This window comes from Leuconostoc citreum, assembly GCF_004354555.1.
GTDB classification, from domain to species: domain Bacteria; phylum Bacillota; class Bacilli; order Lactobacillales; family Lactobacillaceae; genus Leuconostoc; species Leuconostoc citreum.
This window is the reverse complement of sequence record NZ_PUFH01000004.1, coordinates 256,066-282,807: the sequence shown is the minus strand read 5'-3', so window position 1 is coordinate 282,807 and position 26,742 is coordinate 256,066. Positions and strand designations below refer to the sequence as shown.

At 39.2% G+C, this 26,742-nt stretch carries 28 protein-coding genes; 3 read left to right on the top strand and 25 right to left on the bottom strand.

What is annotated here, in order from left to right:
* Positions 1–93: 93 nt before the first annotated feature.
* From uvrC to gatC, 7 genes are all read right to left on the bottom strand, one after another.
* The gene (gene uvrC / locus C5L21_RS03230) at positions 94–1,890 is read right to left on the bottom strand and encodes an excinuclease ABC subunit UvrC (RefSeq protein ID WP_133286022.1); all 1,797 of its coding nucleotides are present in this window, start codon (positions 1,888–1,890) and stop codon (positions 94–96) included.
* 74 nt (positions 1,891–1,964) lie between these two features.
* On the bottom strand, positions 1,965–3,584 hold the full coding sequence (locus C5L21_RS03225) for a CTP synthase (RefSeq protein WP_004909163.1): 1,620 nt from the start codon (positions 3,582–3,584) through the stop codon (positions 1,965–1,967).
* Positions 3,585–3,784: 200 nt separating this feature from the next.
* Positions 3,785–5,170 carry a 23S rRNA (uracil(1939)-C(5))-methyltransferase RlmD gene (gene rlmD, locus C5L21_RS03220; RefSeq protein ID WP_036061196.1) on the bottom strand — a complete coding sequence of 462 codons (1,386 nt, stop codon included), beginning with the start codon at positions 5,168–5,170 and terminating at the stop codon, positions 3,785–3,787.
* A 93-nt stretch (positions 5,171–5,263) separates the two neighbouring features.
* On the bottom strand, positions 5,264–6,253 hold the full coding sequence (locus C5L21_RS03215; protein WP_004902537.1) for a diacylglycerol kinase family lipid kinase: 990 nt from the start codon (positions 6,251–6,253) through the stop codon (positions 5,264–5,266).
* A gap of 122 nt (positions 6,254–6,375) precedes the next feature.
* Positions 6,376–7,815: an Asp-tRNA(Asn)/Glu-tRNA(Gln) amidotransferase subunit GatB gene (gene gatB, locus C5L21_RS03210; RefSeq protein ID WP_004909167.1), complete on the bottom strand. Its 1,440-nt coding sequence runs from the start codon at positions 7,813–7,815 to the stop codon at positions 6,376–6,378.
* A gap of 17 nt (positions 7,816–7,832) precedes the next feature.
* Complete coding sequence (gene gatA / locus C5L21_RS03205; protein WP_036061194.1) at positions 7,833–9,299, bottom strand: Asp-tRNA(Asn)/Glu-tRNA(Gln) amidotransferase subunit GatA; 1,467 nt, start codon at positions 9,297–9,299, stop codon at positions 7,833–7,835.
* Between the two features lie 2 nt (positions 9,300–9,301).
* Entirely contained in the window at positions 9,302–9,610 is a 309-nt protein-coding gene (gene gatC / locus C5L21_RS03200; RefSeq protein ID WP_004902542.1) for an Asp-tRNA(Asn)/Glu-tRNA(Gln) amidotransferase subunit GatC, read from the bottom strand.
* 230 nt (positions 9,611–9,840) lie between these two features.
* Between gatC and rpsO the strand changes: the two genes are divergently transcribed.
* Positions 9,841–10,110 (top strand): 30S ribosomal protein S15, encoded by a 270-nt coding sequence (gene rpsO, locus C5L21_RS03195; RefSeq protein WP_004902545.1) that lies wholly within the window; start codon positions 9,841–9,843, stop codon positions 10,108–10,110.
* A gap of 51 nt (positions 10,111–10,161) precedes the next feature.
* Complete coding sequence (rpsT, locus tag C5L21_RS03190; protein ID WP_004902547.1) at positions 10,162–10,413, top strand: 30S ribosomal protein S20; 252 nt, start codon at positions 10,162–10,164, stop codon at positions 10,411–10,413.
* A 44-nt stretch (positions 10,414–10,457) separates the two neighbouring features.
* Here rpsT and holA read toward each other — a convergent pair whose 3' ends face one another.
* The 4 genes from holA to C5L21_RS03170 form a co-directional block, all read right to left on the bottom strand.
* Positions 10,458–11,459 (bottom strand): DNA polymerase III subunit delta, encoded by a 1,002-nt coding sequence (holA, locus tag C5L21_RS03185; RefSeq protein ID WP_004906596.1) that lies wholly within the window; start codon positions 11,457–11,459, stop codon positions 10,458–10,460.
* Positions 11,422–13,719 (bottom strand): DNA internalization-related competence protein ComEC/Rec2, encoded by a 2,298-nt coding sequence (locus C5L21_RS03180; protein ID WP_004906599.1) that lies wholly within the window; start codon positions 13,717–13,719, stop codon positions 11,422–11,424. Before C5L21_RS03180 ends, holA begins: the two co-directional genes overlap by 38 nt.
* Before the next feature lies 1 nt (position 13,720).
* On the bottom strand, positions 13,721–14,371 hold the full coding sequence (locus tag C5L21_RS03175; RefSeq protein WP_004906601.1) for a helix-hairpin-helix domain-containing protein: 651 nt from the start codon (positions 14,369–14,371) through the stop codon (positions 13,721–13,723).
* 304 nt (positions 14,372–14,675) lie between these two features.
* Complete coding sequence (locus C5L21_RS03170; protein ID WP_133286021.1) at positions 14,676–16,211, bottom strand: ClC family H(+)/Cl(-) exchange transporter; 1,536 nt, start codon at positions 16,209–16,211, stop codon at positions 14,676–14,678.
* 56 nt (positions 16,212–16,267) lie between these two features.
* On the opposite strand from C5L21_RS03170, the gene C5L21_RS03165 reads away from it, so the two are divergent.
* Entirely contained in the window at positions 16,268–16,525 is a 258-nt protein-coding gene (locus tag C5L21_RS03165; RefSeq protein WP_004902556.1) for a hypothetical protein, read from the top strand.
* Between the two features lie 21 nt (positions 16,526–16,546).
* On the opposite strand, the gene C5L21_RS03160 is transcribed toward C5L21_RS03165, so the two are convergent.
* The 14 genes from C5L21_RS03160 to C5L21_RS03095 form a co-directional block, all read right to left on the bottom strand.
* Positions 16,547–17,020, bottom strand: a complete 474-nt coding sequence (locus C5L21_RS03160; protein ID WP_004902559.1) for a hypothetical protein — start codon at positions 17,018–17,020, stop codon at positions 16,547–16,549.
* Between the two features lie 107 nt (positions 17,021–17,127).
* Positions 17,128–18,501, bottom strand: a complete 1,374-nt coding sequence (gene glmU, locus C5L21_RS03155; RefSeq protein ID WP_004906608.1) for a bifunctional UDP-N-acetylglucosamine diphosphorylase/glucosamine-1-phosphate N-acetyltransferase GlmU — start codon at positions 18,499–18,501, stop codon at positions 17,128–17,130.
* Between the two features lie 5 nt (positions 18,502–18,506).
* Entirely contained in the window at positions 18,507–19,340 is an 834-nt protein-coding gene (purR, locus tag C5L21_RS03150) for a pur operon repressor (RefSeq protein WP_004902563.1), read from the bottom strand.
* 101 nt (positions 19,341–19,441) lie between these two features.
* Positions 19,442–20,233, bottom strand: coding sequence for a metal ABC transporter permease (locus tag C5L21_RS03145; RefSeq protein WP_004906612.1), 792 nt, complete (start codon positions 20,231–20,233; stop codon positions 19,442–19,444).
* Complete coding sequence (locus C5L21_RS03140; RefSeq protein ID WP_004902567.1) at positions 20,226–20,930, bottom strand: metal ABC transporter ATP-binding protein; 705 nt, start codon at positions 20,928–20,930, stop codon at positions 20,226–20,228. The genes C5L21_RS03145 and C5L21_RS03140 overlap by 8 nt, the downstream gene beginning before the upstream one ends.
* Positions 20,927–21,781 (bottom strand): metal ABC transporter solute-binding protein, Zn/Mn family, encoded by an 855-nt coding sequence (locus C5L21_RS03135; RefSeq protein ID WP_085699664.1) that lies wholly within the window; start codon positions 21,779–21,781, stop codon positions 20,927–20,929. The genes C5L21_RS03140 and C5L21_RS03135 overlap by 4 nt, the downstream gene beginning before the upstream one ends.
* A gap of 52 nt (positions 21,782–21,833) precedes the next feature.
* On the bottom strand, positions 21,834–22,064 hold the full coding sequence (locus tag C5L21_RS03130; RefSeq protein WP_004902570.1) for a Veg family protein: 231 nt from the start codon (positions 22,062–22,064) through the stop codon (positions 21,834–21,836).
* A gap of 103 nt (positions 22,065–22,167) precedes the next feature.
* A complete protein-coding gene (gene rsmA, locus C5L21_RS03125) occupies positions 22,168–23,055 on the bottom strand; it encodes a 16S rRNA (adenine(1518)-N(6)/adenine(1519)-N(6))-dimethyltransferase RsmA (protein WP_004902573.1) in 888 nt (295 codons plus the stop codon).
* A gap of 1 nt (position 23,056) precedes the next feature.
* The gene (gene rnmV / locus C5L21_RS03120) at positions 23,057–23,620 is read right to left on the bottom strand and encodes a ribonuclease M5 (protein ID WP_004904804.1); all 564 of its coding nucleotides are present in this window, start codon (positions 23,618–23,620) and stop codon (positions 23,057–23,059) included.
* On the bottom strand, positions 23,613–24,410 hold the full coding sequence (locus tag C5L21_RS03115) for a TatD family hydrolase (protein ID WP_004902576.1): 798 nt from the start codon (positions 24,408–24,410) through the stop codon (positions 23,613–23,615). Before C5L21_RS03115 ends, rnmV begins: the two co-directional genes overlap by 8 nt.
* A 168-nt stretch (positions 24,411–24,578) precedes the next feature.
* The gene (nusB, locus tag C5L21_RS03110; protein WP_004902577.1) at positions 24,579–25,001 is read right to left on the bottom strand and encodes a transcription antitermination factor NusB; all 423 of its coding nucleotides are present in this window, start codon (positions 24,999–25,001) and stop codon (positions 24,579–24,581) included.
* Positions 25,001–25,462, bottom strand: a complete 462-nt coding sequence (locus C5L21_RS03105; RefSeq protein WP_004902580.1) for an Asp23/Gls24 family envelope stress response protein — start codon at positions 25,460–25,462, stop codon at positions 25,001–25,003. Before C5L21_RS03105 ends, nusB begins: the two co-directional genes overlap by 1 nt.
* 158 nt (positions 25,463–25,620) lie before the next feature.
* Positions 25,621–26,181 (bottom strand): elongation factor P, encoded by a 561-nt coding sequence (gene efp, locus C5L21_RS03100; RefSeq protein WP_004902581.1) that lies wholly within the window; start codon positions 26,179–26,181, stop codon positions 25,621–25,623.
* Between the two features lie 96 nt (positions 26,182–26,277).
* Positions 26,278–26,742: a MarR family winged helix-turn-helix transcriptional regulator gene (locus C5L21_RS03095; protein WP_004904807.1), complete on the bottom strand. Its 465-nt coding sequence runs from the start codon at positions 26,740–26,742 to the stop codon at positions 26,278–26,280.

Below are 26,742 nucleotides of genomic sequence, written 5' to 3'. Positions count from 1 at the left end.
TTCTCCTTGTCCGCTCATATCATTGAGCTTGCGATACTTTTAATACTCTAGTTTAACATAAAACGCGTCGTCGTGCGACCATGAGGTTTATTACTATTGTATGCCTGATTTTAAACTCATATGGATAACACGCGCTAATTTTTCATTAATGCCGATGGCTTGCAATGCTTCAATGGAAGCCCCAGCTATTTTTGGTAGTGACCCAAATTCACGTAGTAATTTCTGTCGCGTTTTAGGGCCGACACCGTCAATCATATCTAAGCGTGATGCTAACGAGTTCTTACTACGCAGTTGGCGATGGAAATTAATCGCAAACCGATGCACTTCCTCTTGTACACGCTGAATCAAGAAGAAACCTTCAGATTGCTTACTCAAAACTACTACTTCACCTGTTCGCCCATCAATCAGATCAGCTGTCTTATGCTTATCATTTTTCACCATGGCTGCAATCGGCAAGCTAGTTAGACCAAGTTCATCTTCTAACACTTCTTTGGCAGCGTGTAGCTGAATTTCTCCACCATCCATTAAAATAAGGTCTGGCATTTCACCGCCCTCTTTCAAAATACGTGAGTATCGGCGGCGGATTACTTCTTGGGTTTCAGACCATTCATCAGCGTGACTGACCGATTTAATTTTATATTTACGATATAGGTCTTTGTTGGGCACGCCATCATCAAAGACAACCATAGCGCTGACAATTTCGACACCTTGGGTATGTGAATGATCAAAAGCCTCAATTCTTTTGCCCATAGGAATGTTTAAAGCATGGGTGATTTCGCGCATCGCGCCTGTCGTTTTTTTCTCATTCAACTGCATCAAACGAAACTTTTCTTCTAAAGCAATTCGAGCATTTTTTTGAGCTAAATCTAGCAAATCACGTTTTTCACCACGCACAGGTACACGTACAGGAATTTGTAACATCTCTGATAATGCATTAGTATCAATCCCTTTGGGTACTAATACTTCATTGGGTTTTTGAATGTTACGCTGTGCATAGAACTGTTGCATGAAGTTCATCATTTCTTCATCAGCTGCCCCGACAACCGAAAATGTCTGTTTGTATTGTCGAATTAGACGTGCTTGTCTTAAGAAAAAGACTTCAACCGTCATCCAACCCTTGTCAAGATAATAATTAAACAAGTCGCGAGGTGTCGTGTCTTTTGAGAGTACACGTTGACTTTCAACTGTTTCATCAATATATTTGAGTTGATCTCTTAAATCAGCCGCACGCTCAAATTCTAATGTTTCGGCAGCTATTTGCATTTTCTGTGCAATGGCTTTTTTAACTGAAGCAGTATTACCATCTAAAAAGTGTTTAATACGCGCAATTTGATCATCATACGCTTTTTGTGGTACATCATGCCAGCACGGTCCTAAGCATTGTCCAATATTGTAGTATAAGCATGGCCTGCCTTGATAACCGTTGCAGCGTCGTAGAGGATAATTTTTTTCCAAAAATCGTAAGGTTTCCTGTGCAGCATAAACGTTTGGATAGGGTCCAAAATAAAAGCCGCCATCTCGCTTGACTTCATTAACTAAAGCCATTTTAGGATCGCGCTCTTTAGTAATTTTAATATAAGGATAACCAGTACCATACTTCAAGCGAATATTATAATAAGGCTTATACTTTTTAATTAATTCGTTTTCTAGTAAAAAAGCTTCCTTATCGGAATTTGTGACAATATAATCAAAATCGGTGATATTTTGCACTAATTCTGCTGTTTTGCCACTATGATCTTGCTTGAAATAAGAGCGAACACGATTCTTTAAATTTTTGGCTTTACCAACATAAATAATCTTGCCGTTCTTATCTTTCATTTGATATGACCCGGGTTCTGATGGCAGCAACGCGAGTTTTTGTTCAATGTGTTTTGATGGATTTGCTAACATATTATTATTATACCAAGCAAAGCAAGTATTTTGTTCGAAAATAAAAACACGCGTTCGCGTGTTCAAAAATAAATTTATTTTGCCTCGTGCTTAAGTGCTGCACCAATAAAGTCATGGTACAAACCTTCTGGGCGCTCTGGACGTGATAAGAATTCTGGATGGTATTGTGCTGCGATAAAGAAATCATTTTTTGGGTACTCAATGACTTCCATTAAACGATTATCTGGTGACGTTGCAGAAAAAATCATACCAGCTGCTTCAAATTCTGAGCGGAACTTCGTATTAAATTCGTAACGGTGGCGGTGACGTTGCTCAATTTCATCAACGTTACCATAAGCCTTAGCAGTTAATGTTCCTGGTGTTAGCATAGCCGGATAAAGTCCCAAACGTAGTGTCCCACCAAGATTTTCAACATTTTCTTGATCTTTCATCAAATCAATAATAGGTGCATGTGTCTCAGGATTCAACTCAGTTGAGTTAGCATCGTCATAACCTAAAACATGCCGCGCAAATTCAACGGAAGCAAGTTGCATCCCTAAGCAAACACCTAAGAATGGCACATTTGTTTCACGGGCATAGCGAATGGCTTGAATCTTACCTTCCGTCCCACGCTCACCAAATCCACCTGGCACCATCACGCCATCAGCGTTTGCCAAGAGCGTTGCCACATTGTCTGAAGTCACTGTCTCAGATTTAATATGGTTAATATTAACCTCAGTATTTTGGGCATAACCAGCATGCTTTAATGCTTCATTGACAGAGATATAAGCATCGGGCAAATCAGTGTATTTGCCGACTAAAGCAATATTAACTGTCTTCTTTGGATGCTTGATATTTTCCACCATTTCTGACCAGGCTACCATATCAGCTTTTGGTGCATCAACCTTTAGTTTATTAAGCACTACGTCATCCATCCCTTGTGCTTGGAGGTTCAAAGGAATGTCATATAATGTTTCAACGTCGCGTGACTCGATGACTGCATCAGGGTCGACATCTGTGAAAGTTGAAATTTTCTTTTTTAAGTTATCTTCTAACGGTGAAGAGGTGCGCAGAACAATCATATCCGGTTGAATACCTAATGAACGCAATTGTGCCACAGAATGTTGTGTGGGCTTAGTTTTTGCTTCGCCCGCAGCTGTCAAATAGACAATAAGACTCGTGTGAATATAAAATACATTATCACTGCCAAGATCTGATTTCATTTGACGTAATGCCTCAATAAATGGCAAACTTTCAATATCCCCAACAGTGCCACCAACCTCAACAATAACAACATCAGCATCTGTTGATTCAGCCGCTTTTTTCATCTTATCTTTAATAGCATCAGTAATATGCGGAATCACCTGCACTGTGCCACCATTATAATCACCACGGCGTTCTTTGGCCAATACTTCAGAATAAATACGGCCTGTTGTCACGTTAGAATACATATTTGTATTAATGTCCATGAAACGTTCATAATGCCCCATGTCCAAATCTGTTTCCAAACCGTCTCCTGTCACAAAAGTTTCACCATGTTGATATGGGGACATTGTGCCTGGATCAATATTAATATATGGATCCAATTTCTGAATGGCCAATTTTAAGCCACGGTTCTTCAACAAACGGCCAAGTGAAGCCGCTACGATACCTTTTCCCAAAGATGACACAACGCCACCGGTAACAAAAATATACTTAACTTGTTTTTCTGCCATGATGCCTCCTCATGATTAAGCGCTTGCGCGCATGCAACGTTTCAGGGGTAAAAATAAAAATAGAAAAGCTCCCAAGTATAATACTTGGGAGCTTTTAACGTCTGTCCCATTTAATGGGAGCCCTAATATATATTACAGAGTTAACCAATATTTGTCAAATTATTTTGAGTTGTTTTGACAAAATAGTATTCACATAGTGCTTAACGCTTAAATATCAACACACTTTCAACATGTGTTGTTTGAGGGAATTGGTCAATTGGTTGAATTGGCCCATCAATATGAAAACCTTCTGCTAATATCTGAACTGTATCACGTGCCAAGGTCGCAGGATTACAACTTATATATACAAATGTCTTCGGTTGCATCGCACTAACAGCTGAGATTAATTCATTGGTTAAGCCTTTACGTGGTGGATCAACAAATACAACATCCGGTTTCAGACCATCTGCTGCCCATTGTGTCATCTGCTCGGGCGCATCGGCTGTAACAAATTCAACGTTGTCAATATGATTATTTTGGGCATTTTTTTCTGCATCTAGGACAGCATCTTCAACAACTTCCACACCATAAACTTTGGCCACTTGATCAGCAATTGACAAGGTAATCGTGCCAATGCCTGAATAAGCATCTACCACTACATCTGTCGGTTTTAAGCCTGCTTTCTCGGCAGCCAATGTATACAAAACAGCAGTTGTCTGCGGGTTAATTTGATAAAATGAGTTTGGGCCAATGATGAAGTCCTTTCCCATTAGCTGATCATGAATCTCATCTGCACCCCATACTGTTTCATTCCACTGACCCATAATGACGTTGGTATCGTGATTATTAATATTGTGGATAAAGCTCTTTAATTCAGGTAGTTTTGCACGTAAAGCTGCTGCAATGTTATCGGCTTCGGGTAATTTTTTCGTATTGGTGATAATCACAACCATCAGTTCATGTGAATAAAAACCACGACGTGCCATAATATGGCGTACAACACCTTTATGTGTTTCCTCGTCATATGCCGAAATACCAAGATCACGTAACACATCACGTGTAACGGAAACAGCTTCGTCAACTTTTGGATCTTGAATATAGAAGTCCTCTACTGGCATTAATTTATGTGATCCACGCCGATAAAAGCCTGTTTCCAATTGGCCATTAACCATTTGGACAGGCACCTGCGCTTTGTTTCTGTATTTTGTTGGATCTGTCATCCCAATCGTTGGGTTCACTTCAACACTAACATTAACTTTTTTGAAGAGTTGTTCTACTTGCCGTTGCTTAAATGTCAACTGGGCTTCGTATTTCAAATTCGCCAATGGCGCAATGCCTGTTGTAATTGCGACCTTATCGACATTTTCGGCACGATTTGGTGAGGCCTTTACGCGCTTAATCACGCGACCAAAAGCGTAACTTTTTAACACTTTGGTAATACCAACTTGTACCACTTCACCAGGTATGGCATCAATTACAAAAATTGGAAAATTATCGATTTTAATGACACCCATACCTTGATAAGTAATATCAACCACTTCAGCCTCAACTTGTTGATTTTTGGTTACGGGAACCTTCGTTTTATAGACACGATTTGCTTTTGCCATAATATTCGTGCTCATCATCACGACATAATTCATCATCGTATGATATTAATCGCACACTCCTTTTCTTGGGTTTTTCGACACCCACTACAAACATTATTTAACGTCGAGTTTTTCGACGTCAGCCATAAATTGCTGTTTAGTTCGGTCCGAAACAGTTGCTGCTTCTGGCATACCAGAACGGTTCGCAATAAATTCAATATGTTGCTGTAAATCAGTGAAAAGCATTGGGGCATCGCCACCATATTCACCATCTAAATTAACCTTTAACCGGTCATCATCCAATGGTATGATTTCCACTTTGTTAGTTTTTTTATAAATCAATTGCGGGTTATCAACATGCTTCCCCCCATTGAGCATCTGCGCAACAATCTGGAGAATTTGGGCAAGGTTAGATTCCTTGATAATCAATAATGTAAACTTGCCATCGTCTAACTTAGCATCTGGCACAATTGATTCGAAGCCACCAACTGAATTAGTTAATGCCAAAAAAATCATCGAAATTTTCCCAGAATATTCACCCTCATCGTACACAACCTTAGCGTTTACTGGCTTAATTCTTGTAATTAACTCCGCGCCTTTAACTAGATATGCCAAGTACCCATATAATGACTTCATTAATGACGGCACAGCATAGGTAACTTCACTAATGGTGCCTAAGGCTGCAATATTCATAAAATACTTTGACTGCCCATATTGGTCAATTTTACCAATATCCATCTTAATTGTTTCATTTTGCAAAATAACTTTGGCTGACTCTAGAGGTTCATCGCGAGGCAACTTTAAAGCACGTGCGTAATCATTTGTAGTGCCAGCTGGAATAACCGCCATCATTGGCCGCTTATCTAATTGTGCTAAACCATTAACCACCTCATTAATCGTGCCATCACCACCGGCAGCAACAATCAAATCAAATCCCGCTTCAGCGGCTCGTCTGGCTTCTATGGCAGCAGACATTGGTTCTGGCGTCGTGGCAAATGCCGATGTTTCATAACCAGCTGACTCATAAACTTGCAAAATGTCCAACATTTCCCGCTTAATTGCTTCACGACCGGATGTTGGATTATAAATAATTCTTGCTCTCATGTTAGCGTGTGACGTCACAAATAATGCTAATTATTTGTTAAACACGTTACCGTGCCACACTATCCTTTCATAAAACTTATGTACACAGGTAAGTTTACCTGTTATGTGACTATCCAGCATTATTAGCGCTTGGCTAGCTCTTCTAATAATAATTTGTTCATAATGCCAGGATTGGCTTGTCCTTTAGACATTTTCATCAATTGTCCAATCAAATAGCCAGTTGCGCGATCCTTACCACCCTTGAAATCTTCAATGGATTGCGGATTATTATCTAATACGTCTGTAATCCATTCTAGTAGGACAGCCGGATCACTAATTTGAACCAAACCATTTTTCTTAGCAAAAGCTTCTGGTTCCTCACCTGTCATAATTGCCTCAAAGACTTGTTTTGCCTGTTTTGTTGAAATCGTACCAGCCTCAATCAACTTAATCATACCTGCCAAATGCTGTGGCGTTAATTGTGTTTCTTGTAATTCAACTTGGTGCTTATTCATGAAAGCATTCACATCGCCAATTAGATAATTAGCTGCACGTTTTGCATCGGCCCCAGCTGCGATAGTTGCGTCATAAAAATCAGCCATCGCTAAAGTCTGAGTTAATACCTCAGCATCGTATTGTTCAATGCCCAAATGTGTAACATAGTCCTGCTGGCGTTCCTTAGCAGATTTTGGTAATTCAGCTGCTACTTGATCAATCCATTCTTGATCAATCACAACAGGTGATAAGTCTGGTTCGGGGAAATAACGGTAATCATCTGCACCCTCTTTAACACGCATGAGTATTGTTGACTTTGTTGGTTCGTTGTAGCGACGTGTTTCCTGTTGAATGACACCACCTGAGCGCAACACCTCTGCCTGGCGTTTCTCTTCAAAAATCAAAGCATTACGGACATAGTTGAATGAATTAATATTTTTCATTTCAACTTTAGTGCCATATTTGGTTGACCCAAATGGCCGAATTGAAATGTTAACATCCGCACGCATTTGACCTTCTTGCATTTTAGCCTCAGAAATACCAGTAAACAAAATAGCTTGGCGCAACTGTTCTAGGTAAGCATAAGCTTCATCTGGGGAAGCGATATCTGCTTCCGATACAATTTCAATTAAAGGTGTTCCTTGACGGTTCAAATCCACGTATGAATAGCCATCAGCACCGTGTGTATTTTTACCTGCATCTTCTTCGACGTGCATTTCTTTAATACGAATGCGTTTGGTTTGTCCATCAGCTAATACGACGTCAAGATAGCCATTTGTACCAATAGGTGTCTGTGATTGTGTTGTTTGATAAGCTTTTGGGTTATCTGGGTAAAAATAATTCTTACGATCCCAACGAATAAATGGTGAGATGGTGGCATTCAAGGCTAGCGCTGCACGCATACCATATTCTAATGCCCCTTTGTTAGCAACCGGCAAAACACCAGGATAGCCAAAATCAATCACATTCGTGTTTTCGTTTGGCTGATCACCATAATGGACTGGCGATGGTGACAAAAGCTTTGAATTGGTTTGCATTTCAACGTGAACTTCCAATCCAATGGTTGTTTCAAAATTTCCTGTTCCCATAATCAACTGTCCCCTTCTTAGTCTTCTTTTGCAATATCTGGTATTTGTTCGAATAGACGCGTGGCTTGTTCAAAGGCATAGCCCGTTTGGTAAACAGTTTGTTCATCAAATGGCTTACCAATAATCTGCAAGCCGACTGGCAAACCGTCTACAAATCCTGCATTAACAGATAATCCGGGCAGACCAGCCAAATTAACCGGTACAGTCAGTACATCAGCTAAGTACATAGCTGTTGGGTCATCTACCTCTTCTCCTAGGCCATAAGCAACAGTTGGCGCTGTGGGACCGACTATAACATCATAATTAGCAAATACTTTATTGAAGTCTTCTATTAATAAAGTACGAATCTTAGCTGCTTTTTTAAAGAACGCATCATAAGCACCAGCAGATAATGAAAATGTCCCTAGCATAATGCGACGCTTTACTTCATCACCAAAGCCCTCTGATCGTGTCTTAACATACAAATCTTCAAGATTTTTAACATCATCAGCGCGATAGCCATAGCGTACACCATCGTAACGCTGTAAATTAGAAGATGCTTCTGAAGACATAATAATATAATAGGCAGCAACACCGTACTTTGTGTGTGGCAAGCTCACTTCATCAACCGTAGCCCCCATTGCCTCGAGCTGCGTAATTGCTGCTTTAACTGTTGTTGCCACTTTAGGATCAATTCCCTCACCAAAATACTCTTTTGGTACAGCAATCTTTAAACCTTTAATATTACCGGTTAACTGTGCTGTAAAATCAGGCACTTCACGTTTTGAAGCAGTAGAGTCCTTAATGTCAAAACCAGCAATGGTATTCAAAACCAATGCATTATCTTTTACAGTACGTGTAAAAGGCCCCACTTGATCAAGCGATGAAGCCATCGCAAACAACCCCCAACGCGATACACGACCATATGTTGGCTTCATACCGACAATACCATTGAATGCTGCTGGTTGACGGATTGAACCACCAGTATCAGAACCCAAGGCGAACGGCACTAATCCTGCAGCAACAGCTGCCGCTGAACCACCAGATGATCCGCCCGGCACCTTTGTTTGATCCCATGCATTAGCTGTCTTACTATAATATGATGTTTCTGTTGAGCCACCCATTGCGAATTCATCCATGTTCGCTTTTCCGACAGAAATGGCACCATCCTGATTAAGCTTTTCAACAACAGTGGCATCATAGACTGGCTTAAAACCTTCCAAAATTTTTGAAGCACCAGTTGTTTCAATTCCTTTAGTAGCTAAGTTATCCTTTAATGCTAATGGGAGTCCCGATAAGACGTGAGCAAAATCTTGCTTTTCATCTATGCTTTCAGCTTGTGACAAAGCTATTTCTGGGTTCGTCATAATAAAAGCATGTAGCTTGTCATCAGTTTTCTCGATTTTTTCAAGCGTGGCTTTAGTTAGTTCACTAGCCGTAAACTGCTTATTTAAAAGGGCATTATGAAGAGATGTTAAATCGTTATCAAAAAAATCAATCGTCATCATTATTCTCCTTCATCCTCTAATATTGCCGGCACTTTAATCAATCCAGCTGATGCCAGTGGCGCATTTTCTAGTAAGCCTTGCTTTTGGTGCCAATTATGTGCAACATCATCACGCAAATGGTTAACATTTTCAGTGACTGAATAAGTGGGTTCGACTGCAGCAGTGTCTACTTCACCTAAAGTATTAAATATATTTAAAATATCACCTAATTGTGTTGTAAATTGCGTTAGTTCGCTATCATCAAAAGATAACTTAGCTAATTTAGCAACATGGGCAACTTCTTCTTTTGAAATTGTTGTTTCAGACATTCATCTACTCCTTTACTTGTGTGCTATATCATGCCATTTCAAACACGTTGCACATCTAAACATATACTTATCCATTTTACCATAACTCAAGTGCTTAACACGCTTGCATTTTATCAAAAATCGCGTATAATTAATCTTGTTGTAAAAACAACATGACCAATGACTTTGTTCAGCGTCTCACCGTCGTTTTACACAGTCATTGGCGACATTTTAGAAAGGTGGATATGATTATGGCCCTTACACAAGAACGTAAGAACGAAATCATCAAGGAATATGCTCGCCACGAAGGCGATACAGGTTCAGCTGAAGTACAAATCGCAGTTTTAACTGCTGATATTAATGAGTTGAACGTACACATGGCAGCTCACAAGCATGATTTCCACTCACAACGTGGTTTGATGAAGAAGATTGGTAGCCGTCGTAACTTGTTACGTTACCTCCGCAACACTGATATTCAACGCTATCGTGAATTGATCCAACGCTTAGGTTTGCGTCGTTAATCTTTCAGATTAACCTGAAAACCTCGTATCAAATTTAAGGAGAAAAGACATATGCCTGTTATTGAATCAGCAATTCAACGTGTTCGTCTTACAAAAAAGCAACACGATCGTAACGAACCACAAGCTAGTGCTTACCGTACAGCTGTTAAGCGTTTTGAAAAGGCTGCAGCTGCTGGTGAAGACAACTTGGCAGAATTGTACAAAATTGCTTCTTCTGCAATTGATCGTGCCCACTCAAAGGGTTTGATTAAGAAGAACAAGGCTTCACGTGAAAAGTCACGTTTAGCTAAGTATGTAAAGTAATTCATAGTAAAAAAAGACTTGGACATGTTCCAAGTCTTTTTTTACTATATATATTGTAAAATAAATCTTTCAAATAACATTTCTGGGTCTTGATTGGTTGATTTTAACTTACTTTCAATTAAAATCATCCCTAAATAACCAGTCCGCAATGCTGGTAAATTGTATTTACCCAGCATTTTACGTGCTAACTTAATACGATAAGGATGAATACCACCCAACTGTTGACTAATTTCCTGATCACTCCCCTTTAATCCAGCAACTTGGATTAATAATCTAAATTGTCCGGTTAAAACTGCATTCACTCGTAATGCTGGTTCACCATTCTGTAATAGCGCACGATATATGATTAGTGCTTGTTTGATTTTTTTGGTCATGACTGCATCAACTAAATCAAAAACATTAGCAGTTAACGTTTTTGGTACAAGCGCATTAACTGCATCTAAAGTAATCTTCTTATCGTATACTGCATAGGCTAATAATTTTGGCAGTTCATTGACCATTACGGTATATTGTGCATTGGTTCTTACTACGAGTTCTTGCAGTGCATCAGGTGACATTGTATAGTTTTGTTGCTGTAATTGTTGTGTTATGGCTTGTTTAGCAGCACTTTCATTAAGTGCTGCTAATTCAATCTGTTCCGCATGCTTAAGCACCTGTTTAGTGATTTTTTTTCGCTTATCTATTTTTAAATCATTAATCAAAAAGACGACCACATTGTCTGCAACAGGGCTCTCAATAAGTTTTGATAACTGGTCTTGATTTGTCTCACTGATTTTACCCTTCGCTGTTAAAAATTCAGGATTTTGAATTAATATAACACGTCTATCCCCAAAAAAAGGTAATGACATGGCATCGTCGATTACTTCACTTAAATCCTGCTGCGACAAATCGAATTGCGAAAAATTCATTTCGCGATCGTCAGACTTAATAATTGCTTTAAAAGCTTGTTTTGCTCGCTGAATAAGTATGTCTTCATCGCCAATAACTACATAAAAATTGGCCAGTGCATTATTTTGAATTTGTTGATACAGTTGCTTTAAGTTCATGCGTTATTTTTACCTCAAAATAGCTTGTTTGATTATTATCATAAATATAGCGAATCATGCCGTCTTTTTGTGTATTCAAGTTTGTTATCTGATTGACCGTACACGTTCGTATTGTTTCTTTACGTGGATGGTTATATCGATTGTCACGTCCAGCTGAAATTATACCATACTGTGGTTGCCACTTTCTAAGTGTTTCCGGATCACTAGCGGTTTTAGAACCGTGATGTCCAAGTTTTAATATATCAACTTTCAGCTTTGGATATCGTTCTGCAATTGCTTTTTCCCCTGCACGATCTAAGTCGCCAGCTGTCAAAATTCGTTGATTGCCTAAACAGCCAAATAACGCAATTGAGTCTTGGTTTTCTGCTTGTCCAGAAGTAAAGGGATGGACAATATGAAATGGGCAATTTGGTATTTCATCACCGGCGGTTAACTCACATACCTTTGTTCTACCAAGGTAGGGTTGGATTTCTTTTAAAAATTTTTGTTGTTTTAGCATACCAGCAGGGATAATGACGCGTTGAACCGAAAGATGTTTCAAAATAACTTTAGCATTACCAATATGATCATAATCGTGATGTGATAGCACAAGGTTATTAATCTGAGAAATACCTCGACTGTGAAGGTAATGCACAATGACGGACTCGCCGTTAGTCCGTTGATACTGTTTTATTTGCCAATCCTTTTTGGCACTGAAGTCAACCTGACCACCAGTATCAATCAAGGTCACTGATCGATTAAATGGCGTTCTGACTAAAGCGGCATCCCCCTGTCCAACATCAAAGGTTGTAAACTCACCATATAATGGGTAACGTACCCAAATAGTCCCAAAAAATAGTAATAATAGGCACATACCACGACAAAAAAATGCTAAAGCGTTTTGTTTAACGTAAATCAACAACGAACAAGTAAAAAATAATACTAGCACGACACTAGGCAGTTTACCAATAATCATATCACCAGGCAACATCGACATGCTATCTAAACAACTAGTAAAACATTGTATTAACACATTGACAACCTTCGCTATACCAGGTATATCTTGCCCTGCAAAACCGAGTAATGTAAAAGGAACAATTAGCGTACTGAAAATAGGAATAACAGCAAAACTGACTAATGTTTGAAGGATGTGCCATGTATATTGCTGTGCCACAATAAAAGGAAAACTCACCAAACTTAATAGCATATTAGTTTGCCAAAAATTCAAAGACTTAGCAAACAACAGACAGAAAGTCAAAGTAAATGATAATTGTCCACCTAATGTTAATAAAATACATGGCTCGTATATTAAGGTGCCTAACAAACTAACCGACCAAACTGTGGGCGGCGTTAATTTACACCAACCAGTCATGCGTAACAAAAAAAATAAGCCAACAATAACCGCGCGCATTAAGACAGCTGTTTCTCCTGAAAAAACAAAATAAATACATAAAATCATGCCTGCAATAACTGCTGATATTTCTTTAGGAATAAATAAACGTCGAAACATACCCATTACCATTTTCAATAAATAGTTAATGTGGAAACCAGAAATACTAAATAAATGAATTAAACCAAGTTTTTGTACGCCTGGATTATTAACATAAAACGATTTTGGTGCAGCACCAAAAATTACTGACTCAGCATATTCGTTTAGTGGCTGTGGTAACATCTCTGCTTTCTTTATTCCTATCGCATGCCATTTATGAATATGGTTGCGATAAGTATCGAGTAGAGAATGGACTGATTTTTGCTTTAAATTAGACCACGATTGAACTGTTAGCTGATGTGTTATGTGTTTTGCTTCATAATAACGTCGCATATCAAATTGGTTAAAGTTCGTAGCTGGCATCATCCGTTTATAATGCCCAGACGCACTAAATTGCAAAACATCTGTATTGGATTGCCATTGTTGCTTGTCTTTTAGACAAGTGAATGTGTAATACACTCGAATGACCTGACGTGACTCGTAAAGCTTGGCATTAGCACTTAATTGGTCACCATCTATGGCAATACTATCTGGTAAAATGGTGCCTCGGCAAATATATCTTTGATTTTCTGATTGCTTAGCTTGCTGACCAAGCTGATAGGTATCTAACATAAAATAACATAGAAATGGTATCACTAATAAACTGAGTAAAAAAATCATTTGTTGCTTAAAATTAAAAATTAGTAAAGTAAGGCAAGCTAATAAAAAACAAAGTGTCATCGTATCTTGTCTATAAACAAAAACACTTAGTGCACTAATAATAAGCGTCACAATTAAAAGATATCGGCTCATTTTAAACCAATAACTTATCTTTTAAAGATTCAATACGTTTGTCCCCTATTCCGGGTATACCCTTTAATTCTGTTACATCCTTAAAATGTCCATGTGTTTCTCGATACGCAATAATTTGCTCTGCTTTTTTTGCTCCAATGCCCTCCAACATTTGAAGTTCATTGGCAGTCGCCGTATTAAGATTAATTTTTGCACTATCACTCTTTTTAGCAATCACCGTTCTCTCGTTATTAGGTTGTGGTTCATTTTTGTTGGGCACATAAATCACCGTACCATCAGACATTTTCTGAGCTAAATTAACTGTTGTAATATCCGCTTCTGATGTTATTCCCCCTGCCTGAGCGATTGCTTTCTGTGCACGTGGATTATCGACAACGTTATAAACACCTGGTCTTTTGACCGCACCTTTAACATCAACCATGATTACCGCATCAGATGATTGACTCTTTATCTCAGTTGAAGCATTTGTCATCGTTGCTTTTCTGGCTTCCTTTGATGGATCCGTCTTCACGCTTGTAAGTTCCTGTTGATGTGACAACATATAAATCGCATAGATTCCCAGAACTAGGATTAGCATTATGCCACTTATAACCCATTTTATGAATCGATAAGCTAGTATTTTCTCTTTTATTGCCAGTATTTGATCTATCATTGGTTGAAACCTCCAATAGATTATACGCACAATCATCTTGAAAAACTAAAAAACACCTGACAATTGTCAGATGTTAGTTTGGCATGTAAGATTCGCTCTTACGGGCGACTATTGGTTGTCACACCAACAGCAAAGTCGCGTCGCCACAGTGCAAGCACTGTTAGTCATGGTGAGAAAATAGGGTTCCACAACCACTATTAACACCTGCATCTATACGAGATTTACGATTTAACGTAGCAGGCCGCAATCAGCGCTAATTTTTCAAGCGCTTCGACTCATCGCATAATTTAATTTTACCATGGCACTAATGTAATGTCAAAAATTGCGTTCGTACTGCCTGTGATTGTTTCTTTTCGATTTGAATACGTAATTGATCCCCCGGCCTTAAAATTAAATCACCATGAGGTATAATGCTACTATTTTCACGTAAGACCAAAACTAACAAACTATTTTTAGGCCACGGCACATCACGTACCGATTGATCAGCTAACACACTCCCCACCAATACTGGTATATCAATAGTGATTGTTTCCTGGCTTTTAATAAACGACCCTGGCCCAATTAATCGTTTTAATAAACTCGTATAAATTGGTTCGCCACCTAATAAGTCTACCGTCAAATAAGAGAGTAAGCTAACAATGGCTAGTGGCATCAAATGTGTTAGACTACCCACCATCTCAACAATTAATAATATAGCTGTAAATGGCGCTTTACCAATACCGGCAAAATAACCTGCCATACCAACAACCATAAAATCAATAACATATTGACTCTCTAGCCAACCCAATAAAACAAACAACTGCCCAGTCGCAGCACTAATTAATGCACCAAGCGTTAGAATTGGCAGGAAGATACCGCCAGGTAATCCCGAACCGTAACTCACCATAGAAAAAATAAAGCGCACAACAATCATGACACAAAGAATTTGCAGCGATGGTATAACATGACCTAATGACAAAATAATGCCGTTACCACCACCCAAACCCTTAGGCCAAAGTAAGCCAACTGGTATAATAATCAGCAGAGGCACAATACCAAAGTACGCATGCGGTACTGGGAAAATTTTCTGGTACCAAATATTTGTTTTTAACAAGATGCGTTGATAAAAATAACCAAAACAACCTAAAATCAAGCCAAGTATAACCAGTAACCCATAACTAGATAGTGGTAATACAGGTACTTGCGTCACTGATAAAACTGGTTTTAAACCAAATAAACTACTCGATACGCCGTTAGCCGCAATGGCGCCACTCAGTGCAGACAACCATACTAGTGGTGAGAAGCTGTGGTAGATTTCTTCTAATACAAACATCACACCAGCAATTGGCGCGTTAAAAGCAGCTGATAGGCCAGCAGCAGCACCACTAGCTATCGCAATTTTTTTGTCGTTTTTATCCAAATGTAGCGTATGACCAACGCCTTGTCCCACCGCAGCACCAAGTTGAATGGAAGGCCCCTCTCGACCAAGCATGAGTCCGCTACCAATACCTAAAATGCCCGTCACAAACTTACGCCAGAGTATCGCCCACCATTTTGTGTTAAGCTCATCCATGAGTTGGCCTTCAACCTGAGGGATACCAGAGCCAGAAATATTTGGCTCCTGCTGCACCATTTTTGCAATCAACAAACCAATACATATATTAACCAACACAATAATAATAACCAACCAACCATGCTTTGGTAACGCAACATACTGATATATTTCAATCCAAAACAATAATAATTTTTCAATGGCATAGCGAAAAACACTAATTACAACACCAGATAATACCCCTATTAGTAAGCCACGGCCAACAAAAGATATGCGTGTTGTATTAAAATTAAAGCCTCTTTTAAACATAATTTTAGTATACTACAAAGATTGGCAAAACAAGACTTTGCCTTTATAATAAGCCTATGATAAAAATAACAAATATTGAAACGCATGCCATCAATCGTATTGCCAATCCCCCAAAAAACCATCTTGATGATATTGTCATACCTGATTTTCATGCTGATTCGAAACAAGCAATGGCTGAATACATTATTGCTGTTTATGATCTTGGTAGCTTAGATGGTGTTAAACAGACGTCCTCCCCACACGTTCTCGCATTTTCATATCTTACCAACAATCAAATATCCCATCTAACGGCAAAAATACAACAAGAAAAATGACGAGACAGGCTATCCTATAGCTCATTTCTCGTCATTTTTTTGTCCTGATTGGTGCTCCTGTATTACGGATAATTCGTTAGTAAACCATTGTGATATTTTATATTTAACGCTATCAGAATCATCCAAATAAGCCGCAACTGAACTAGCTAATGCAATCACAAGATGTGATTGACTGACAAATTCATTTTCAATTATCATGTAGAGATTGACATCATTATCTGTTTTTTCAGGCCAAACTAGCTTCTTGAGCTGACTAGTGTAACGCAGAGGTAGATTAATAATATTTGTCTCTAATGTCAACGTTGTCCCGCCTTCGCTAACACCGCCAGCTACTAAAATATCCAGATGCATAAATGTTATATCAGTGATGTGCTTATCTAATCGCTCAAATAAGCCATCCAAGTCAATATTCTGCTCATCGCCAACTGTTAATGTATCCACATAAAAATGATTTTCTACAATATTTTCAAGTGCCTTTTGACCTGTAATATTCAATGCTTTATCCTCACTTATATCGTATTTTTATATTACCACAAATACTGACGTTAACGGTTGCATAATAAAAAAGCCGCGACGTAGCTTGACCGACGGCTTTTTAAAAATTACTTATGTGGCATGCGTTTCCAAAAGTCTTGTTTATTCACTTGTCGTGAACGCGCAATACCCATCGCATGTTCCGGAATGTCTTCTGTAATGGTTGATCCTGCTGCCGTAATTGTTTCGTTAGCAATTGTCACTGGTGCCACAAGCTTAGTGTTTGACCCAATAAATGCATGATCGCCTACGTTGGTATTAAATTTATGCACACCATCATAGTTGACAAATATTGTGCCGGCACCTATATTAACTGATTGTCCAACGGTTGCATTGCCAATATAGCTTAAATGACCCGCTTTCGTATTAGCAGCTAAGCTGGCTTGTTTCACTTCGACAAAATTACCAATATGCACGCCATTAGCTAAATCTGCTTCTGGTCTTAGATGGGCAAACGGACCAATGGTAACATGATCAGCAATCGTTGCTGACTCAATGTGTGAATCTGTGATAGTGTTATGGTTACCAATAACGCTATCAACAATACGTGTACCATATGTCAATAAATTATCCTGGCCAATTGTCGTCTGACCAAGAATTGTCACGCCACCCTCGATCACCGTATCTTGACCAATAATAACACCTGCGTCAACATATGTATGATCAGGATCTAGCAACTCAACGCCAGAAATCATTAATTGTTGGTTAATACGAGCGTGCATCACACGATTGGCAACGGATAAAGCGACACGATCATTCACACCCAATGACTCTGTGAAATCATGCAACACGTGCGCACCAATTTGGTGTCCGGCTTGTCTTAGGATGTCTAATGTATCTGGCAAATAATATTCGCCTTGTGCGTTATTATTTTTAACCTGCGCCAAAGCTTCAAACAAGAGTTGATTGTCAAATACGTACACACCTGTGTTAATCTCTTGAATTCGACGTTCCGTCACACTGGCATCTTTTTGTTCAACAATTTTTAATACTGTATCGTCGTCTGCTCTAACGATACGGCCATAACCAGTTGGCTCTTGCGTCACAGCAGTTAATACAGTGACAGCATTGTTTGACTGACGGTGTGCCGCAATAAACTCTGATAATGTTTCTGCTCGAAACATTGGTGTATCTCCAGACATAATCAAGGTTACACCGTGACTCGCTGATAATTTATCTTGTGCTTGTTGTACTGCATGTCCTGTACCCAATTGCTGTGCCTGTAAAACAAAGTCACTACGTTCTCCAACATGAGTTTGAACACTTTCAGCCCCCACACCAATGACAGTAATTGGTCGATTAGGTGTTAAAGGCGCAACAGCATCTAGAACCCAATCAATCATTGTTTGTCCCGCAACATGATGTAATACTTTTGGTACACGAGATTTCATGCGTGAACCATGACCAGCAGCTAATACTAAAACGTTTACTTCATCACTCATTAAAATTAGGCCTCGTGCTTATAAATTTCTTGCAAATAGTTACCAGCGGTCACCAAAATGGGATCACCATTTTTCAAATTCGTATCAACATGAAGCAACGATGTGAATCGATCTAACAATCGAGTTGCCGAACGTCCTTCAGCAAAAACAGCGGTACCAACCACGGTACCATCAAACTCACTCACAAGCGTCTGCATGCCTTGAATGGTACCACCAGCTTTCATGAAATCATCCACCACTAATACACGAGAGCCTGTTCGCAAAGAACGACGTGATAACTCCATTTTTTCAACACGCTTTGATGATCCTGTTAGATAATTAACTGAAACCGTTGGTCCCTCAGTCACTTTAGCATCATCACGAACAATCACAAAAGGCACATTCAACTGTTCAGCAACTGCTTGTGCCAAAGGTACACCTTTCGTGGCTGCAGTCATAACAGCATCAATGTTATCTCTTAAATACTGGGTTGCAATCAGTCGCCCAGCTTGTCTTAAAATATCAGGTCGGCCTAATAAATCTGAAAGATACACGTACCCACCAGGTAGTACACGCGTTTCGTCATTAACGTCTCGGCGTATTTGTTCAATGAAGTCTCTCGCCTCATCTTCAGCCATAAAAGGTACAAAACGCGCACCGCCAGCTGCGCCAGGTACTGTCTCAATTAATCCTGTCCCGCGCTCCTGAAATGTGCGTTTTAGGATAGATAAATCTTCAGAAATAGAAGACTTAGCTGAATCGTATCGCTTCGCAAAATAAGACAATGAAATTAATGTGCGTGGGCGCTCAAGCATGTAGCGCGCCATGTCGACAAGACGATCGGAACGACGTGTTTTCATAATATGTTAACGTGCTAAAAGTTAATTAGCACGTTTTCTCCTTTTTGAGTATTAGTATTTGAGTTTAATTATAGCACTTAAACACCGTCAATGTTCGGTATTTAAGCGTTTTTTTGAAATTGCCAGACAGAAACTAAATAAATCAACACTTCAATTACAGCAATGAAAAAGCTCGTTGGCAAGTTCGTCAGATAGGCCAAAGTTAGTCCCACCCAGGTGCCAAATAGCGCAAAGACAATGGCTACACCCATCAATTGTGGCGTTGTAGTGACATAATATTTTGCACTAGCAGCTGGTAAAGTTACCAGAACAAAAATTAATAATGACCCAACTAATTGCGACGAAATACTAACTGACAAGGCAATAATAATCAGGAAAATATAACGAACCATTTTTTGTGTCCCATGTTGCAAAAACATACCAGCTTCATCAAATGAGAGTTGCCTCAATGCACGATAGTTAAAAAACAAAACAATAATGACGAGTAGCGCCAAAGCTAGTAACAGCAACAAATCTTGACGGCTAATGCCTAATACTGAACCAAATAAAATACCAGTTGCAGCTGTGGTACTTGTATGTCCAAGAGCTAAAAATAAAATACCTAAACCAATGGCTAAAGCTGAGACTGCACTAGTCACATTATCGCGCTTGGTATAACCAGATTCGAGCGCACCAATAGCCACTGAAGCACCACTAGTTGCTAGCATCATCCCCAACAATGCTGGCCAACCAGCAAACAGGGCAAATGCTGCACCAGCAAAACCAATCTCACTTAATGTATGCGTTAAGAAAGCATAGTTCCGTGCCACCACAAATGTCCCAACAATACCAGCGACAATGCTAACAACAGTCCCTGCCATGAATGCATTTTGCATAAAATCATAATTAAACATGCCTTACCTCATCCTCATCATAGGGTGCTGTCATTTTAGTCGTTAGTGCCCCTAGGTCTTTTGCTTCACCTTGCGTTACATGACCATTGTCAAATAATAAATAACCATCAGCATATTGTGATACTAACTTTAACTCATGCGTAATAAATAAAACAGTAAGATCCTGTGCCTTTTGTAGCTGTTTAATATTTTGTAATAACGCCACTTTATGTTCGTGATCCAAACTAGCTGTCGACTCATCAAGAATAAGTAGGTCGGGTTGCTGTACTAAAGCCTGTGCCACAAAGGCACGTTGCTGCTGACCACCAGATGCCAAACCTAAACGCTTTGACGCAATATCAGATAAATCCATACGTTGTAAAGCAGCCGCAATCTGCTGTTTCTCGACGGGAGAAAACCATAATCGCCAGCCTTTATTATAATTTAATCCCACAAATTCTGCTATACTCAATGGGTAATCTCTCGTAATATCACGAAACTGTGGTACGAAACCAATACGTTTCGCATTAAGGGTTAATAAGCCATTGGTCTGCTGATTATGACCAATGAGAGCTTTAATAAAGGTTGTTTTACCTGCCCCATTTTCTCCCAATAAGGCAAAAAAGCGTCCTGCCGGCACGTCAACGTTCACGTGTGACAAGACAGCTTTTTCACCATAACGGATACCAAAATCACGTGTCTGGATAATTGCCATCATTTACCACTTTCTATTGTCTGAATTGCATTGTTTATTTGTGTTACAAAATTGAATTGCCAAGCCAAAATATTTTCGTCATGAGGCAAAACTTGATTAAAAGTAATTACTGGTATTTTAGCATCTTTTGCCAGCTTCACCAAGCGCTGATCATTTTGACTCTGATCCTGTGGTGCCGTTAATATAAATTTTATTTTTTTGGCTTTAAAATCTTGGCTTATTTGGTCAAATGCTTTATCGTCTGCCGTTTCAACATTTGGTAAAACACGTCGGTAATTCAATTGCGACATAAAAATTTGTTGCGCATTGTTGGTCGCAATATACTGAACGTTATTTTTTGATTTCAAGGTATTGATACCATTCGATAAGGCCTGATGGTTATCTAACAGCTTTTGACTATTATGCATATAGACGTCACGATTTTGCGGATCGAAGTCACTCAGTAAATCTGATAACCTATTAATCGTTCGCAACATGATTTCCGGACTCAACCAATAGTTCCCTGCGCCTTGATCATTGACAACATCACTAGCAACTAGAATTTTTGAATGTAACTGCTGTTTATTGCGTTGCGTTAGTAATTGATCTTGATGGCTATCTGTTAAGATAATTTCTGCCGATTTAAAGGCCTGACGCTGATTTTTGGTAGGTAAATTAGCAGACACCAAAGTCACTTGCCCACTCTTACCAGCAACAGATGCCGCAATTTGTTGATAAGCAACATTATCAGTAACAATTTTTACTGGTACATGTTTTGGGGCTGGTGTGTCTGTTGTCATATAAACAAATACCCACAGTAAACCTAACGGAATTAATAAAATTGTCAAAATAGCGTATATTGCTTGTCTGTTCATGGTTGCTGTTATCTCTCACCTACAAAAAAAGCCCTAACGGGCGAAATAAAAATTAATCGGTAAAGGTAATATCAATGTTATTCGTTAATATATCAGTATAACTGTATGATGCCCGCTCAAAGTTTGCATCGTCTAACTCAACCACAAACAGCGAGGGGAATGTCGAACGTAATACACCACTACGTTCGGTTATTTTTTTGCGACCAGCTTGTGCAACTACGGTGACAGCCTCACCGACATGTGCATCTAACTTAATCTTGATGTCTTGCAAACTACTTGGCATTTTTATACCACCTTTCGTGAAAACTTAATCTATTATACCATAATTAGGTTTTTTTCACAAATGATGAGTGTATAATGGCAACAGAAAATGCAATAATATACGGTTATTTAATCAATCCTTGCAACTTAAGGGCTTCATAAAGCGCTGTCAACTGATTCAAAGATAAACGCTCGGCACGAATAGATGAGGCAATGTTTACTGAGTCCAAAGCGTCTTGTATCCGTTGCTTAACGTCTTCTTGTTTACCAAACATTTGCAACATATTGTTCCATAAACTCTTACGCCGATGGGCAAAACTACCTTTAACAACGGAAAATAATTTATCTGGATTATCAACAACAGTTTCTGGAACAATCGGCGTCAACATCACCACTGCTGAATCAACATTTGGCGACGGATTAAAAGCACTTGCCGGCACTTTAATTGCCAATTGCGCTTGAGCATAATATTGAATCGTTAACGTGAGTACACCGTAGGCTTTCGTTCCTATCTCAGCGTTTAAACGATCAGCAACTTCACGTTGCATCATAACCACAATATTGTCCCATGAAATTTTGGCTCGTAATAATTGCATGAGGATGGGGGTTGTAATGTAATAAGGTAAGTTGGCCACAATCTTGACGTGTGCCCCTTCACCAAATTCAGTTGCAATCACATGAGCCAAGTTAACTTTTAAAATATCGTTTTCAATGACTTTCACATTATCATAAGGTAATAATGTTTCGGCTAGTACAGCAACCATATGTGGATCAATTTCAAACGCAACAACTTTTTTGGCTGAACGTGCCAGTTGTTCGGTTAAAGCCCCAATGCCTGGGCCAATTTCAATAACATAATCTTCTGACGTGATACCCGCAACATCAACAATACCGTGCAGTACGTTCAAATCAGTTAAAAAATTCTGTCCAAACTTCTTTTTAGCATGTAGCCCATACTGATTTAAAATAGCCTGTGTTCGTGTTGGATTTGCAATATCAATTATATCTGCCATACTATGTTTCCTTTTTTAGTGCTGTCAAAATTTGATCTCGCGTTAAACCAAATTGTTGGGCACGTTTTAATAGTTGTTTGCCGTTAGTGTAACCGATGTTTAATGTTTCGCCGATTTTTTGGCGCAACTGACGTGCATTCGGCCCATTCAGCAAACCATTTTCCTGTAAAAAATATTGCGTAATATCAGTTGTAACGGTTTTTTTTGGTGTCATCACACGAGACAATGCCATTCTCAATGTGTCAGGTGTTGCGTGCTCGACACCGAGTGATTTGTGCACATTGTCCTTTGCTGCACGACCTTGTGCTTGTGTTATATAAGCATGTTTAGCAGTTGGCACAGCTTCAGCAACAAGACGCCGAATGCGCTGACCATTAAAATCAGGATCGGTTAAAATGATAACGCCTCTTGTTTTAGCGGCTACTTGTGCACGGATTATGGCATCAGCATTAATAGCACTGCCACCAGTTTCTATTGTGTCTGCTAAAACAGCACGTGCCAAATTTTCCGTATCAGAACGACCCTCAACCACAATAAATTCATTGATTTTCGGCTTATCACTCATGGTTTAAAAATAGACGATGCGCGTTTGTTCGTGTTATTTCTGATAACGCCTTAGGCGTGACAGCTAAAGTTTCGGCTAAGGAATCGATAACATATTTCACAAGTGCAGGTTCATTGTCTTTACCACGAAATGGCGTTGGCGCTAAGTAAGGGGCATCTGTTTCGACTAAAATACGGTCAAGTGGGACAGCTCGCGCCGCGTCACGAACCTCTTCTGCCTTTTTAAAAGTGACCACTCCACTAAAGGAAATATGCATGCCTAAGTCAACAAATGCTAAAGCCTGCTCTGGTGTCCCAGAAAAGCTGTGCATAACACCTTTAGTGACACCACTTGCCTTCACTATATCGTAAACGTCATTGAAGGCATCGCGATTATGAATAATCACTGGTAAGTCATATTTTTTAGCTAAAGCGAGATGTGTCTGGAAAGCTTTTTTTTGTATCTCGCGTGATGGTGTATCCCAATAATAATCCAGACCAGTTTCTCCAACGCCAACTACTTTTTCTTGTTCAAGTTGATGCGACAATAACAATGCTGCAGCTTCATCAAAATCAGCCGTATCTTCGGGTTGAAAACCTAGTACAGCATAAATATTATCATGCGCTTGTGCAATTTCTAATGCACGCTCGTTACCCGTGGCATCATAGCCAACAATATTCATTTCCATGACGCGAAACTCATTAGCACGACCAATATACGCTGGAACGTCGTGATATAATTTGTCATCATTGAGATGTGTATGCGTATCGTAACTATCAGCTGGTGTTTTTGTTAAATCATAAATTGCCATATTCTATATGTATCTAGCACTATCATTTGGCACAACCGAAGTTTGTGCCACACGTGTTTTAAATACCTGATCCTCCGTTTTTACTCGCTTTTTCTTATCAGAGATAAGATTGGCATCAGTTTGTTATCAGTATATCATAATAAAAAAAGCCGCTAGGCGCCTTTTCAATCAATCTTTAGTGTCTGTTGCTTCTACTTTAGGTGCAAAATTTTTCAGAACGCCATTAACAAATTTACGATCATCTTCATCAGCAAACGTCTTTGCTAAAATCAGTGCCTCATCAATTGCTACTTTATATGGTACAAGTTGTTGACTCAATTCATAGATAGCCAATCTCAAAATAACTAAATCAGCTTTATTAATACGTGCAATTGCCCAACCAGCCGCTAAATGTTCTGAAATTTGTGCATCTAAATCTATCTTATTACCCAAAATACCATTAACCAAACGTGGTAGGTAATCATCAAAATCTTTACCCTCTAAAACAATATCATATAAACGATCAATATTATTATTTTGTGGGTCCTTTTCCAGCGCAAATAGAATCTGGAAAGCGGCTTGTCGCGATTCGTGTCGTGTTAAATTAGCCATTAATCGGGCACCTCTGATGTGACAACGTCACCAAACAAATTGTCAGGATCAATCTTACTTGATAATTTCTCGGGAACAATGCCACTGACATGAACGTTTGTCTGCACAATCAGTAAATCAGTCATTGATGAAATTTGCGAACGAATAGCATTTTGAATTGCCAATGCAACCTTAGGTACAGCCACGCCATATTGCAAAAAGACATAGGCGTCAATGATTAAACCATCCTCAGATTGTGTTAATTCAACCCCTTTACCGCGTCCATTAGAACCAAAAGCGCCTGTGAAGTGATCTGATAATTTACCACGCATTGAGTAGACCCCTGGCACTTCTTGTGTTGCGATCTGTGCAATAATCTCAATAACTTCAGGTGTGACTTGCGTTGTGCCCTCAACTGGACTTTCAGTCGCTAACACAATATTTTTTGTTGTCTGTTTACTTCGTTTTATTTCTCTGGCCATGATTTAATCCTCGAAAATATTTCCTAAAATAAAAAGTTCCGCTGGGGAACTTTTTCAAACGTGTTCCCTGTCATGCCGATTATCAACATAAAAATCCTGGTGCGTTTAAGCTGTTCCACGATAATCATTCTCTCAAATGGCATAAGTTCACACTTTAATTAAGCGCGGCCCTTGTATGAACCGTCTTCTGTATTAACAATGATTGTTTCACCTTCGTTAATAAAGTCCGGTACAGTAATCGTTGCGCCTGTCTCAACAGTCGCTGGCTTACCTGATCCTGTCGCTGTTGCACCTTTAATACCTGGTTGTGTTTCAACAACTTTTAGAGAAACGGTTGAAGGCAATTCAGCACCTAAGATTTCGTTACCGTACATCGTAACCTTAACTTCCATACCTTCAAGCAAAAACTTCAAGGCAGCTGCAATCTTATCATCTGGCAAATTAACTTGTTCATAAGTTTCGACATCCATGAACACACGGCCATCATTTTCAGCAAATAAATATGACATTGGACGCGTTGTGATGTCAGCTTGTTCAAACTTATCACCAGGACGGAATGTCACTTCATTCACAGCACCAGTACGGAGGTTCTTTAATTTTGAACGAACAAAAGCACCACCCTTACCAGGCTTAACGTGTTGGAAATCCAAAACACGCCAAATTGAGTTAGAGTACTCAATTGTCAATCCATTTTTCAAATCATTCATGCCAATAGCCATGATTAGTATCCTCTTTTATAAATAATATGTTTATTATAACAGAAATTAACTGTCTCTGCAGTAGTCAAACAAGATAAAATTGTACCACAAAAAACCTTATTTCTCAATATTTTTATGCGCTAATTCCGGTTTAACAATTAGGTCTTCTAATCGGTGTAAATGCGCCAACAAACTTTTACCTTCTTCTAAACCATAAATGCCGAGCCATTTATTGAAACGACTGCTAACTTTTTCGGTAATGGTTGTCTCAACCACTACGCCTGTCTCAGTAAGATGTAACAACACTCGCCGACGGTCTTTGTCGTCTGTTACTTGCTGTAAATATTCTTTTTCAAAGAGTGGCTTTAGTTGACGCGCGACCGCGCCCTTGGTAACACCACGTTCGGCAGCAATTTCTGTCAAAGTCAATGGTGTGCGACTGTGTGCCACGGCCGACATAATTAACCACTGTTCAAAAGAAATGCCATAGGCACTCGTTGGCTGTGAAATCAATTTTTCTAAATTTTTAAGCGATGACATATAGACGCCAATAAATTCGGCCATCATATCAGATTGTGCCAT